Annotated in this window: 12 protein-coding genes and 1 pseudogene; 3 read left to right on the top strand and 10 right to left on the bottom strand. The window is 63.8% G+C overall.

The window, feature by feature from the left end:
• Together EN745_RS07840 and EN745_RS07835 are read left to right on the top strand one after the other, a co-directional pair.
• A pseudogene (locus tag EN745_RS07840) lies at positions 1-351 on the top strand (hypothetical protein); the annotation flags it as partial.
• 569 nt (positions 352-920) lie between these two features.
• Positions 921-1,379, top strand: a complete 459-nt coding sequence (locus EN745_RS07835; RefSeq protein WP_127420925.1) for a hypothetical protein — start codon at positions 921-923, stop codon at positions 1,377-1,379.
• Between the two features lie 263 nt (positions 1,380-1,642).
• Here EN745_RS07835 and ftsH read toward each other — a convergent pair whose 3' ends face one another.
• The 10 genes from ftsH to ybgC all read right to left on the bottom strand — a co-directional run bounded on the left by ftsH (position 1,643) and on the right by ybgC (position 12,080).
• Positions 1,643-3,577 carry an ATP-dependent zinc metalloprotease FtsH gene (gene ftsH / locus EN745_RS07830; protein ID WP_126057880.1) on the bottom strand — a complete coding sequence of 645 codons (1,935 nt, stop codon included), beginning with the start codon at positions 3,575-3,577 and terminating at the stop codon, positions 1,643-1,645.
• A gap of 124 nt (positions 3,578-3,701) precedes the next feature.
• Entirely contained in the window at positions 3,702-5,114 is a 1,413-nt protein-coding gene (tilS, locus tag EN745_RS07825; protein WP_127420926.1) for a tRNA lysidine(34) synthetase TilS, read from the bottom strand.
• A gap of 58 nt (positions 5,115-5,172) precedes the next feature.
• Positions 5,173-6,267, bottom strand: coding sequence for a tol-pal system protein YbgF (ybgF, locus tag EN745_RS07820; protein ID WP_127420924.1), 1,095 nt, complete (start codon positions 6,265-6,267; stop codon positions 5,173-5,175).
• Positions 6,268-6,444: 177 nt separating this feature from the next.
• Positions 6,445-6,951, bottom strand: a complete 507-nt coding sequence (pal, locus tag EN745_RS07815) for a peptidoglycan-associated lipoprotein Pal (RefSeq protein ID WP_126057878.1) — start codon at positions 6,949-6,951, stop codon at positions 6,445-6,447.
• A gap of 241 nt (positions 6,952-7,192) precedes the next feature.
• The gene (locus EN745_RS36865; protein ID WP_245455345.1) at positions 7,193-7,435 is read right to left on the bottom strand and encodes a four helix bundle protein; all 243 of its coding nucleotides are present in this window, start codon (positions 7,433-7,435) and stop codon (positions 7,193-7,195) included.
• Positions 7,436-7,617: 182 nt separating this feature from the next.
• On the bottom strand, positions 7,618-8,922 hold the full coding sequence (gene tolB, locus EN745_RS07805) for a Tol-Pal system beta propeller repeat protein TolB (protein WP_126057877.1): 1,305 nt from the start codon (positions 8,920-8,922) through the stop codon (positions 7,618-7,620).
• A gap of 39 nt (positions 8,923-8,961) precedes the next feature.
• Positions 8,962-10,119, bottom strand: coding sequence for an energy transducer TonB (locus EN745_RS07800; RefSeq protein WP_126057876.1), 1,158 nt, complete (start codon positions 10,117-10,119; stop codon positions 8,962-8,964).
• Positions 10,120-10,126: 7 nt separating this feature from the next.
• A complete protein-coding gene (gene tolR, locus EN745_RS07795) occupies positions 10,127-10,579 on the bottom strand; it encodes a protein TolR (RefSeq protein WP_126057875.1) in 453 nt (150 codons plus the stop codon).
• 9 nt (positions 10,580-10,588) lie between these two features.
• A complete protein-coding gene (gene tolQ / locus EN745_RS07790) occupies positions 10,589-11,299 on the bottom strand; it encodes a protein TolQ (RefSeq protein WP_126057874.1) in 711 nt (236 codons plus the stop codon).
• Between the two features lie 307 nt (positions 11,300-11,606).
• Positions 11,607-12,080 carry a tol-pal system-associated acyl-CoA thioesterase gene (gene ybgC, locus EN745_RS07785; RefSeq protein ID WP_127420923.1) on the bottom strand — a complete coding sequence of 158 codons (474 nt, stop codon included), beginning with the start codon at positions 12,078-12,080 and terminating at the stop codon, positions 11,607-11,609.
• A gap of 52 nt (positions 12,081-12,132) precedes the next feature.
• On the opposite strand from ybgC, the gene EN745_RS07780 reads away from it, so the two are divergent.
• Entirely contained in the window at positions 12,133-13,383 is a 1,251-nt protein-coding gene (locus tag EN745_RS07780) for a cellulase family glycosylhydrolase (protein ID WP_127406688.1), read from the top strand.
• Positions 13,384-13,385 lie beyond the last annotated feature (2 nt).

Raw genomic sequence — 13,385 nt, 5'->3', positions numbered from 1 at the left:
GCCAAGTACCAGGCGGCCAAGACCGGCAACAAGCTCAACGGCATGAAGTGGAACGACTTCCGCAAGGCAGAGTGCGGCGCCGCCGCGGACGACGACGACACGGTGCCGCCTCCGACGGAGGCGACCTACACCAGCGAACCCGAGAAGCCGTCCGTTGCCGCTCCCAAGGGCGTGAAGTTCCCGACGGCGATCTCCAAGAAGTTTGCCAGCGAGACCCCGGCCAAGGGCCGCATGCACACCTGCCTCGAGCTGTACTACGCCAACAAGGACGCCAACACGCTGAACGGCCTCAAGTGGATTCAGAAGGGCGGCGGCTTCTACAGCCTGTGCAATGCCAAGCTGAAGAGCTGATTTCGCTTCGTTTACGGTTGACGAAGGCCCGCGAACCGTAAAGTTCGCGGGCCTTTTTCTTTGTTGGGCGTGTTTGAGCGAGTACGCCGCATCTGATTTGCGAGTTGGCCAGCGGATATTTCTGAGGCGTTTTTACTGCCCCTCACCTGCCTGCCGGCATCCTCTCCGGGGAGAGGGGCGCTCTCATCGCCGATTTCGCCAATCGCGAACGTTGCAGGAAAAGCGCCGGGGCCGCGGCCGGCCCTTTTCCCCGTCACTATACGGGGAGAAGTGCCCGGCAGGGCGATGAGGGGCAGCGCCAAAAGAGAGCGGTCAAAAGCAGGTATTCGCTTATCATCACCCCTGCAGCTGGGGCTCCATGCCGCCTTCCGGCTCCGGGTCCTTCTTGCGGCGGCCGCCGGCGCCGGCCTTGCTCGCATCTGCATCTCTCTGGAGCGAGCGGTATCGTCAACCGCCCACACTTCCCACCGCCAGGCTTTATAGTAGCTCGCAAAAATTCTGATTGAACATATGCAGAACAAACAGTATACAAAAAGACATCGGTCTCGTTAGCAACCCCGGAGGGTCTTATGTCTAGTTTGAAATTGGCCGTATTGGCTGTGACGGCATTGGTTGCGTGGGGCGCCGCCCCTGCAAGCGCACTGACGATGAAGGAATGCGGAGAGACCTATCGCGCAGCCAAGGAAGGCGGCACTCTGGACGGCATGGACTGGGCCGCTTTCCGCAAGGAGAAATGTGCGATGCCCGCTGCCGAGAGTGTCAGCACGGATACGGTCAAAACCGAGCCGCAGCCGAAAAAGGAAACCAGCGCGGCGGTCGCGCCCCCCGTAGCGCCGGCGGGCGTGACATTCCCGACCACGCTGGCCGCCGAGTTCAAGACCGAAAAGCCCGCGAAGGCGCGGATGAAGACCTGCCTGCAGGGGTACCACAGCAACAAGGAGGCAGGTACGTTGAACGGCCTTCGTTGGATCCAGAAGGGCGGCGGCTATTACAGCCTGTGCAATGGGCGGCTGAAAGCTGAATCATAAAATCGGATACGGCGGATAAAGCGATTCCCACAGCGCCAAGCCGTCATCCTCGGGCCTGTCCCGAGGATCTGCTGTCGGGCGACACGGGTACCGCCAACCCGGTTGCGTTGGCAGGTCCTCGGGACAGGCCCGAGGATGACGCTTCAACGTACATCCGGCGCGTCTCCTGATTTACGACGCGTCGCGTGAAGCCGTCGGATAGGTCAAACCAAAGAATAGAGCGCTTCTGCGTTCCCTGAAACGGTGAAGCGCTCTGATCTCGACTAGCCCTGCGGCTGCGGCTCCATGCCGCCTTCCGGCTCCGGGCCCTTCTTGCGGCGGCCGCCGGTGCCGGCCTTAGGCACGGCCGAGCCACGGCTGGGCGGCGTGTCGTCGCCAAGGTCGCGCGCCGGCTTGTGGCCGGCGATCAGCTGCTTGATCTCCTCGCCGGTCAGCGTCTCGTATTCGAGCAGGCCTTGCGCCAGCGCGATCCATTCCTTCTTCTTCTTGGTCAGGATCGCCTTGGCCGTCGAATAGGCGTCGTCGATCAGCCGGCGCACCTCGGCATCGATGATCTGCGCCGTCTCTTCCGAGATGTTCTGCGTGCGCGCCACCGAATGGCCGAGGAAGACCTCTTCCTGGTTGTCGCCATAGGCGACATGGCCGAGCTTGTCGGAGAAGCCCCAGCGCGTGACCATGGCGCGCGCCAGCTTGGTCGCCTGCTCGATGTCGGAGGAGGCGCCGGAGGTGATGTTCTCCTTGCCGAACTTGAACTCCTCGGCGACGCGGCCGCCCATCATAATCGCCAGGCGCGAGATCATGTACTTGTAGCTCATCGAATAGCGGTCGCCTTCCGGCAACTGCATGACCATGCCGAGCGCGCGGCCGCGCGGGATGATCGTCGCCTTGTGCAGCGGATCCGCGGTCGGCACGTTGAGCGCGAGGATCGCGTGGCCGGCCTCGTGATAGGCGGTCAGTTCCTTCTCGGCCTGCGTCATCGCGGACGAGCGGCGCTCCGCGCCCATCATGATCTTGTCCTTGGCGTCCTCGAACTCGGCCATGGTGACGAGGCGCTTGTTGCGCCGCGCCGCCATCAGGGCGGATTCATTGACGAGGTTCATCAGGTCGGCGCCGGAGAAGCCCGGCGTGCCGCGCGCGATAACCTTGAGGTCGACATTTGGCGCCAGCGGCACGTTGCGCACATGCACCTTGAGGATCTTCTCGCGGCCGACGATGTCGGGGTTCGGCACCACCACCTGGCGGTCGAAGCGGCCGGGCCTGAGCAGCGCGGGGTCGAGCACGTCGGGCCGGTTGGTGGCGGCGATCAGAATGATGCTTTCGTTGGACTCGAAGCCGTCCATCTCGACCAGCAGTTGGTTCAGCGTCTGTTCGCGCTCGTCATTGCCGCCGCCCAGCCCTGCGCCGCGATGGCGGCCGACCGCGTCGATTTCGTCGATGAAGATGATGCAGGGCGCGTTCTTCTTGGCCTGGTCGAACATGTCGCGGACACGGCTGGCGCCGACGCCGACGAACATCTCGACGAAGTCCGAGCCGGAGATGGTGAAGAACGGCACGTTGGCCTCGCCTGCGACCGAACGGGCGAGCAGCGTCTTGCCGGTGCCGGGAGGGCCGACGAGCAGAACGCCGCGCGGGATCTTGCCGCCGAGGCGCTGGAACTTCTGCGGGTCGCGCAGGAACTCGACGATCTCTTCCAGGTCTTCCTTGGCCTCGTCGACGCCGGCGACGTCCTGGAAGGTGACGCGGCCGTGCGCCTCGGTCAGCAGCTTGGCCTTCGACTTGCCGAAGCCCATGGCGCGTCCGGAGCCGGACTGCATCTGGCGCATGAAGAATATCCAGACGCCGAGGATCAGGATCATCGGCAGCCACGAGATCAGGTAGCCGAACAGCGAGTTGGAACCGTCGGATTCAGGCCGGGCGTTGATGGTGACGTTCTTGTCCTGCAGCCGCGACACCAGCGACGGATCGCCGGGCGAATAGGTCTGGAAGCCGGTCGAACTGTCGGTGTAGGTGCCGGAAATGCGGGCGCCGGCGATGGTCACCGTCTTGACCCGTCCAGCCGCGACATCCTGCAGGAACTGCGAATAGGCGACCTCGCTCGAAGCGCCGCGCGTCTGCGGCGTCTGGAACAGGTTGAACAGGGCGATGAGCAGGACCGCTATGATCGCCCAGAGCGCGAGGTTGCGATAGTTCGGATTCATCTATTGTCCCGTTGGAGCCCGCGGACGGACACGCATGATCAGAGGAAGCTTGGGCCTAACATAGGGAGAGCGCCTCCCCTTGCCAAGCATAACAGCACGTGTGGGTTAAGCTTTCGCCCAATCATCAGGCGGCACTGTGGCCGCGGAAAGGCAAGGCCGGGAGCGGCGGCGCGCCGATCAGCCGGGCCACGGCGGCGGCGGGCGCAAGATCGAAGGACGGTAGGAAGCGGGCAAAAGGCGCAACGGCAGGGACGACGCCAATCTCCGTGAGAGCCGCGCCCTCACCGGGAAAACCGATGCATTCCGTCCCGCGCCACAATGCCGGCTCGGCGGCTAGCGCCGCGCGCGCAAGACTTGGTGGCGCGCCGCCCTCGGCAACAGCCCGCTTGCCCGCCGTGGCCGCGCCGAGCGGCGCGATCAACAATGCGCCTTGCCTGTTGCTCAGCGTGACGCGCCGGCGACCGTCCCAAAGGCCGTTATTCACGGCCAGCGCCGCCTCAGGCAGGCCGCGCGATTCGCGGCGGAGGTAGATGCCGGAGCGCCTGGCGTCGATCACCGTCCGCGACAATGTAGCGCAAAGCGGTCCGGCCCGAAACCGCTCGAATAGCGCTTGGCTACGGATCGCATCCGGCAGGAAGGCAACGCCCCCGACGGTCGCAAGCAGGATGCGCAGGGCATAGACGGCGGCCTCGGCATCGCCGGGTGCGGCGAAAGCAAGATCGAGACGGATGAGGCCGGGGACCGGCATGCCGGCAAGGTCGCGGATCAGCATAGCCGCGTGCCGCCCAAGCTCGTCACGGCTCGCGGCGGCCTGCCCGGCCGACGCGGTCGCCTCCGCGAAACGCCGCGCGCCATCGTCACCCGCAAGAGCGGCCCGCATGCGCGGTCGCTCGAAATGCTGGTCGACATTGGTCGGATCCTCGGCCCAGCCGATGTTGTGGCGCCGCAGCACATCGCGCAGCGCCGCGCGTCGCGTGCCGAGGAATGGCCTGACGATCCAGCTTTGCCAATCATAGAGGGTGGCCGGCGCCATGCCGGCAAGCCCGCGTCCCTCGCTGCGCGCGCCCTCGTCGCTAGCCTCCTCGTCAGGTCTCCCGTCTTCGCGGGCCGCTTCTTCACGCGCTTGCCGCATCAGCACCGTCTCGGCCTGGTCGTCGGCGGTGTGGCCGGTCAGGATGAGGCCGATGCCTTCTGCATGCGCCGCCTCCGCCAGCAGCCGGTAGCGCGCCTCGCGCGCGGCGGCGGGCAGGCCGGACGATGGCTTCATCCCCGACCAGACGATGGTCCGGTGCGCGATGCCGTGCTCGGCGCAGAGCCTGGCCACGTCGCGCGCTTCCGCCGCCGAGCCTGGCCGCAGATCGTGATCGATCGTCACCGCCAGCAGCCTGGTTGCGGGCGCAGTTCGGTCGAGATGGGTCTTGAGGAGGATGAGAAGGGCGGTCGAGTCGCTGCCGCCGGACACGGCCGCAATCGCGCCGTCAGATAAATCGATGTCAGAAAAAAGCCGTGCCGAAAGGTCAGGCCCGGTGTCGAGCATCACTGGGTGTCGCCTAAAAGTGGTCCCGACTTGGGGACACCGACAGGCAAGCGGAAAGCTAACACGCCGCGAGCGCCCGTTCCTGCTTGACGCGCTCCTTGAGCGCGCTGGAGATGTCGGGATAACGCTTGCCGATCTCGCCGAAAGTGGCGCAGGCCACATCGTTCTGCTTCAGCCCGACCAGCGATACGCCGAGCTTCAGGAGCATGTCGGGAGCCTTCTTGGCCTTCGGATAGTCCTTGCTGGCGGCGAGGAAAACCTCGGCCGCGTCGCGGTATTTCTGCTGGCCGAGCAGCGATTCACCAAGCCAATAGTGGGCGTCCGCCGCCCTGGAGTCCTTGGGGAAGCGGCCGATGTGATCGCGGAAACCCTGTTCGGCGGTGCCGTAATCGCCCGACAGGATGAACTGGTAGGAGTTGCGGTAGAGCTCATCCGGATCGTTGGTCGAAGGCAATGCGGCAACCACAGTGCCTCCGGACTTGCCGGCCTTGGTGCCTTCGGCGGTTGCGGCCGGCGCCGCCGGGGCGGTGGCGTGAGTGTTTTCGTCGGCGTTCACCACATTGCCGTTCTTGTCGACGGTGATGGTGCCGAACGGCTTCGGCGGCGCGCCGGTGATTACCTTGCCGGGGTCGCCCGTCTGCGATTCCACGATGACCTCGCCGACGCTCTGGCCGCCGCCGGACGACTGGGCGCCCGCATCGGCCGGCGGCTGGGTCGCCGGGGCCGCGGCGACACTGTTGTCGGTGCCATTGTCGCTATTGCCATCGCCGCTCGGAGGCGGTGCGGCCTCCGACTTCTTCTGGCTGGCCGGCTGCTGCCCGCCTTGCGTGCCGCCCTCGAGTTGCTGGAAGCGGAACTCGTTGTCTTCCTGCTGTTTGCGGATCTGCTCCTGCATCTGCAGGATCTGGAAATTGAGTTCCTCGATCTTGCCGTTCATCTGCCTGAGTTGGTCTTCCAGGCCAGTGGCGCCGGCTCCGTCCTGCTGCGCGATCTGCTGCTGTTGCGGTTTCTTCTTGTCGCCGAAAATGCCGAGCGTCGGCAGGTGGAAGGAGAACCCGCTATCGGCAGGCTGCCCCGTGCCGGCTGCCGGGGCGGCGATGCTTGATACGAGCAGCAGCGCAAGCGTGCCGCTGAGGACCGTTCTGAAATGCATTCTATCTCTCGCCGTGAAATTGATAGCCCGTTGCGCCCTTCCGATTCAGAGTGGGACCAAGCGCCCTCGGCTCATAGCAGGGCGCGAGACTTCGGCCAAATTTTGTTTCAGGGCCCTGGATATGAAAAAGGCGGCCATTTGGCCGCCTTTCGCATGGTGCTGTTGTATTTTTGCCAATCAGGATCCGGCGCCCGAAAGCGTGGTGACGGCGCGGCGGTTCTGCGACCAGCAGGAGATGTCGTCGCAAACGGCGACCGGGCGCTCCTTGCCGTAGGAGATCGTCTTCAGGCGCTGGGCCGAAACGCCCTTGGAGACCAGGAAGTCGCGGGTGGCGGCGGCGCGGCGGGCGCCGAGCGCCAGATTGTACTCACGCGTGCCGCGCTCGTCGGCATGGCCCTCGATGACGATGGCATACTGCTTGTACTGGTTCAGCCACTGCGCCTGGCGCGACAGCGTCGTCTGCGCGTCGGCGCGGATCGAGGACGAATCCGTGTCGAAGAAGATACGGTCGCCGATGTTGACGGTGAAATCCTGGGCGGAGCCCGGCGTCGCGGCGCCCGCGCCGTTGAGGCCGAGATCGGCCGCGCTGTTCGGGGTCTTCTTCGAGGCGCAACCCGTGATGGCGAGTGCCGCCACCAGCGCGATCATGGCCGGGTTTCTGGTAAGTGCTGCGATACGGCCCATGCCGCCTCTCCTTCGCATTCGAGTGATTTCGTTGATCACCCAGTAACCACGTTTGGGTTAACCGGCATTCAAGAAACACGGTTAAAATTTGGTATTAGGCCGCCGTCCGCAGCCGTTACGCCCACGCATTACCAAGGGCGACAATGCGCGCGGACCGTAGGCGGAAATGCGGCCAAAACGCGACCAGCCTGTGAAAAAGGGGAATTGAAGAACTGAAGAATTGGGGAATTGAGGAAAAGGATCACTTCAATCTCTCCCTCAGATTCACCAGCATTCCATAGATGTGGACGTAGGATTGCTGCCATTCGTCGCGTTGCGCTTGCGTGATGTAACCAAGATCGAACGCATACGAAATCCACTTTTCAACTTCGCTGCAGGATCCCATAGCCATCGAAATGAACCGCGCGAATTCGGGTCTGGAATGGGTCTGCTTGGCGAAGCCCTCCGCCAGATTGGCGCAAATCGCCTTGCTGGATCGACGCATTTGGTCGGCAGTGCGTATTGCTCGATTTTCGGAAAAACGAGCGTCGCTCTGTGGACGTCGAGGGAAGCTGCATAAGCACGCCTATAGACTTCCAAATCCTTGGCGCGCTTGATGTAACTGCCCTCTTTCTCCATTCTTCAATTCTTCATTTCATCAGTTCTTCAATTCTCCTTTTCGACCGCTCACTCAAGCAGCGGCGACCAGGCCGGGTCGGACGCGAAGTTCGAGGTCGGGATCGACTGCTCGTTGCGGCCGGTGAGGTCGACCGAAACCAGCTTCGGACCGCCGGCTGAGTCGCGGAAGAACATCAGCACGCGGCCGTTGGGCGCCCAAGTCGGTCCCTCCTGCTGGAAGCCGGACGACAGAATGCGCTCGCCTGAGCCGTCGGTCTTCATGACGCCGATCTGGAACTCGCCGCCGGTCTGCTTGGTGAAGGCGATGAGGTCGCCGCGCGGCGACCACACCGGCGTCGAATAGACGCCGTCGCCGAACGATATGCGGGTCTGGCCGGAGCCGTCGGCGCCCATTACGTAGATCTGCGCGCGGCCGCCGCGGTCGGAGGTGAACACCACCTGGCTGCCGTCGGGCGAATAGGACGGCGAGGTATCGATGGCGGTGGAATTGGTCAGCCTTGTGGTCGAGCGGCTCCTCAGGTCCATGGCGAAGATGTTGGAATTGCCGTCGTCGCGCAGCAGGCTCATGATCACCTTCTGGCCGTCGGGCGAGAAGCGCGGCGCGAACGTCATGCCGGGGAAGTTGCCGACCAATTCGCGCTGCCCGGTCTCGATCTGCAGTAGATAGACCTTCGGCTGGCCGCTCTCATAGGACATGTAGGTGATTTCCTGCCGGTTCGGCGAGAAGCGCGGTGTCAGCACGATCGAGCGGCCGTCGGACAGATAGCGCACGTTGGCGCCGTCCTGGTCCATGATGGCGAGCCGCTTCTTGCGCGCATTCTTGGCGCCGGATTCGTCGATGAAGACGACGCGCGTGTCGAAATAGCCCTTTTCGCCGGTAATCTTCTCATAGATCGCATCGGCGATGATATGAGCGACACGGCGCTGATTGGCGTCGTTGGCGAAAAACTGCTCGCCGGCCAGCTGCGTGTTGCCAAAAATATCCCACAGCCGGTACTGGGCGCGGATGCGGCCGTCCGCCTCCTTGTTCACGCTGCCGGTCACCAGCGCCTGCGCGTTGATGACCTTCCAGTCCTCGTAGCGCGGCGCCGCATCTGGGTTCGTGATTTTTTCGACAAAGGCGGCCTTGTCGATCGGCGCGAACAGTCCGGACCGTTTCAGATCGGCGGTTACGATCTCCGATATCTGCGCGCCAAGCTCTCCCTGAAAGTCGGGGATGGCTATCGGCATCGGCTCGACATTGCCTTTGTTGACGTTGAGCTCGAGGGTTGCTCGAGCAGGCAAGGTGGCGACAGAAATTATGCCCATCGCCATTGCGGCGACCACCAGGAGCGGCTTGAGGATGGATTTCATGTCTTCTCGCTTCTCTTGCTGATTTTTCGGGTGCTCAGGCTACAGGCCAAGCATCGCTCTCGGATCAAAGTTGACGCGAACATCGGACCATATGTCCTGCTTGCCGGCGGGCACCTGCAGCCCGGCGACATCACATTTCTGCACGGCGCGAACCGCACTGGCGTCGAACTGGGGGTTGCCGCTGGACTTTTCGACAGTCGGGCGGCCTTCCAACTTACCGGAGGCGTTCAGGTTGAAGCGAACGACCACGGTGAAATCCTCGGAACCTTCGAGGCCGACCGGGAGGGTCCAGCAATGGCCGAGCTGGTCTTCCAACGCCCCTTGTTCCGACCTTGAGAGTTTCTGGCCCTGGTCCTTTTCGCCGCCGAGCGAAGCCTGCTGGGCCGAGCGCTTGGCGCCGCCACCGGAAGGCTTCTGCTTGTCGAGCAGCGCCGTTATCTCGTCCGCGTTGAACTGCTTGTCTTCCGACTTCGGCTTCGACGACGCTTCCTTGACCGGCTTGTCGGCGTCCTTGCGGTCCGGCGCCTTGGCGCTCTCGGCCTGGGCCGGCTGCGGCTTCGGCCGCGCCTCGGGCGCCGGCGCGGAGTCTGGAAGCTGCGTCGTCTCGGTCGGCGGTTCTTGGGCAATGGCCTCAGCAACGGCGTCCGGCTTGACCTCTTCCTTCGGCTGGATGGCCGCGGTCTTGTCCGGCTGCGGCGCTGGTGTCGGCTCCTTGGCCGGCGTCGGCTTCGGTTCCACCTGCTTGACCGGCTCGGGCTTGACCTCTTCCTTCGGCTGCGGCACCGGCGCCACTTCCGTTGCCGGCGTCGGCTTCGGCGTCTCCTTCGGCTTCGGCGCGTCCTCGGGCTTCGGCTTTTCGGTCGGCGTTGGCGCCGGCGGCGGCGCCGATGTCAGGTCGACCGGCTTCGGCTTGGCCTCGTCCGTGATCGGCTTGTCGGTATCGACGCTGTTTTCGCCGACCTTCTGCGCATCGGGGACGATGTCCGGGCGCTTGGTCGGCGTCGGCGCCGGCTTGTCATGCATCACCGCCTTCTTGTCGCCCTGCAGTGTCTGCGCGATGGCCTCCATCGGCACGATGTCAACCGCCACCGACTCGACATCGGACGCAGGCATGGCAGGCGGCGACGACAGCGTGAACAGCCCGAAGGCCAGCGCCACCGTATGCAAGATCACCGATGTGGTGAGGCCCGTCCTCATCTTGCTTCTACTGATCCTGTTCCTGCAGCGAAACCAGGCCGATGTTCTTGTATCCGGCCGCAGAAATGCGGGCCATCACCTTCATGGCGGTGCCGTAGTCTGTCAGCTTGTCGCCGCGGATGAAGATGCGCTCGTCATAGCCGGTCTTGGAGATCGCCTGCAGCTTGGCCACCAGCTCCTCGATCGGGATCTCGGTTTCCTGCAGGTAGATCTGGCCGGAGGCGTTGATCGAGACGGTGATCGGCTGCGTATCGACATTCATCGCCTTGGCCTGCGTATCCGGCAGGTCGATCGGCACGCCGACCGTCAGGAGCGGCGCCGCGACCATGAAGATGATCAAAAGCACCAGCATCACGTCGACCATCGGCGTGACGTTGATTTCCGACATCAGACCGTGATGGCGGCCGCGCCGCCTGTGGCCGCGCCCGCCGCGTCCCGCCATGCCTACGGACATACCCATGATCGTACCTCAGGCCTTCTGCGCGACTTTTTCATCGATTTGCCGCGAGAGTATGGCGGAGAACTCATCCGAGAACCCTTCCATGCGCACGGCGATCTTGTTCGCGTCTGATGACAGCTTGTTGTAGGCGATGACAGCCGGGATGGCCGCGAGCAGGCCGATGGCGGTGGCGAGCAGCGCCTCGGCGATGCCGGGCGCGACCACCGACAGGCTGGTATTCTTCGAAGCGGCAATGGCCTGGAACGAGGTCATGATACCGATGACGGTCCCGAAAAGGCCGATGAAGGGCGCGGCCGAACCGGTGGTGGCGAGGAAGCCGAGCCGTCCCTCCAGCCGCTCCATCTCGCGCGTCAGCGCCAGGTCCATCGCCTTGTCTATGCGGGTCTGCAGGCCGAGCGGCGATTTCGCTCCCTTCTCGAAGCTCTTCTTCCATTCGCGCATGGCGGCGACGAAGATCGCGCCCATGCCGGTGGTCTTGCGGTCGGCGAGCGTACGGTAGAGCTCTTCCAGCGACTGGCCCGACCAGAACACCTGCTCGAAGCGGTTCAGCGCCAGCCGCATGCGGCCATAGGCGACGAGCTTGTCGACGATGATCGCCCAGGTCCAGATCGAGGCGCAGAGCAGGCCGATCATGACCAGCTTGACGACCCAGCTGGCCTGCATGAACAGCGCCCAAATCGATAAATGCGCGCCCGGTTCGGCGAGTGCGATGTTTTCCATGGTTACGTCCTTAGATTTTCCGGGCGTCGCTGGCGGCTGGGCCCATGGGCATCCCTTGTGGTCCGTTCGCGCGAGCTTGAAGCTTGCGGGATCACCCCGAATGCACCGTTTCGCGGCCTTTTCGGGGCAAATATTGGTGAAAGGAAGGCGTTCGGATTCCGCCAATCTTCACCAATCTCTTCATGAACCGTTATGGTTAAGGATGGGTTATGATATGAAGCGCGGCGCATTGCCGCGCCCCATATCGCAGGGTCGCTGCTCGCATCTGTCGATCAAATGGCTGCGGAGGTCGCCGAGGGCCGAAATATCAGTCGCTTGCCTTTGGCATAAACGCTGCGACCCACTCCCTCGGAAAGCGCCTCGGCCGGCCGTTCTCGCCGATGATCGCCGCCCCGACCTTCGCCTCGACCAGCACCTCGTCGCCGCGCTTCAGCTGCTGCGCCATGAAGATGCGGGCGCCGGAAATATCCTCGGTGCGCGTCTCGATGGTCAGGATGTCGTCCATGCGGGCGGGACTCTTGAAGTCTATCTCCATGCGCCTGACCACCCAGACGATGCGTTCGCCATGCTTGCCGTCGGCAAGCTCGGTATGATGAACGCCGGCGAGCCTCAGATAATCGGAGCGGCCGCGCTCGAAGAATTCGAGATAGCGGGCGTGGTAGACGACGCCGGAGAAATCGGTATCGGCATAGTAGACCCGCGCCATCAGCCGATGGCCGAATTCCGTCAGCGCGCCGGAAAGCCCCGCGCCGAGCGCCGCCGATTCACCATGATCGTCCATCGCGCTTTCCTTTTCTGGCCCGAGCAGGCAGGTGTTGCGGCGCTGGAACCGGATGGCACTGTTGGGCGCGATGATCAAGACCTTGATGGCGGCACTGCTGGCTCTTGGGGCTTTGGCATTGCCCACCTATGCCGCGACGTTCTCGATGAAGCGCGGCCTCAATCTCGACCAGTGGACGACCTGGACCGGCGAGGAGAAATGGAACGACCCGAACGCCATCCTGCCCTATCCGGAATGGCGAAAGTTCCTCAAGGAGGATGACCTCAAGGCGCTCAAGGATGCCGGCTTCGATTTCCTGCGCATGCCGGTCGACCCCTCGCCCTTCCTGTCCGAAGAGACACTTGCGCTGCGCGACGACCTTTACGCCAGCGTGCTGGACTCGGCGCGCATGATCAACCGCGCCGGGCTGAAGGTGATCGTTGACATGCATCTGATCCCCGCCGGCGGCAACCGCAAGATCGGCATGGGCGAGGTGATGGACGACCCCGGGACCTTCGACGCCTATGTCGATATGGTGCGCAAGATGGCGCGCACGCTGTCAAACGAGGATCCGGGCCAGGTCGCTTTCGAGCCGATGAACGAGCCGATCGTCGACTGCGACGGCGACGGCACAAATCTCTGGCCGGAGCGCCAGAAGAAGCTATTCGCGGCGGCGCGCTCCTCGGCCACCAGGTTGACGCTGATCCTCACCGGCGCCTGCTACTCCAACGCCGCGTCGCTGGCCAGGATCGACCCGAAGCTGATCGCCGACGATAACATCATCTGGTCCTTCCATTCCTACGATCCGTTCCTGCTCACCCATCAGGGCGCGACCTGGGCCGGCGACTTCATCCGCTATGTCACCGGCCTGCCCTTTCCGCTGACAGCCGTGCCGCAGGGGCAGCTCGATGTGGCGCTGGACACGATCCGTGCCCGGATCAGGGCCGAGGCGCCCTGGACGCGCCGGAGCGGCATGCTTGCCTATCTCGACGAGCAGGTCGCCAGCATGGACAGCGACGACAAGCTGCTCGGCATCATGGATGCGCCGTTCAAGACGGTCGAAGCGTGGGCGAAAGCCAACGGGATAAGACCGGAAAACATCACGCTCGGCGAATTCGGGATGATCCGCCAGGAATACGGCAACGCCTATGTGATGCCCGCCGAATACCGCGCCGCCTATGTCAGTCAGATGATTGGGCGCGCCGAGGCGCACGGCTTCTCCTGGTCGGTGTGGGGCTATGGCGGTGCCTTCGGCATTGTCGACGCTTTCGACGGCGACAAGGCCGAGCCTGACGTAATCAACGCGATCAGGTCGCTTCACTGAAG

Origin of the sequence: Mesorhizobium sp. M4A.F.Ca.ET.022.05.2.1, from assembly GCF_003998845.1 — a bacterium.
Classification (GTDB): Bacteria; Pseudomonadota; Alphaproteobacteria; order Rhizobiales; family Rhizobiaceae; genus Mesorhizobium.
This window is presented reverse-complemented; position numbering and strand designations above follow the sequence as displayed.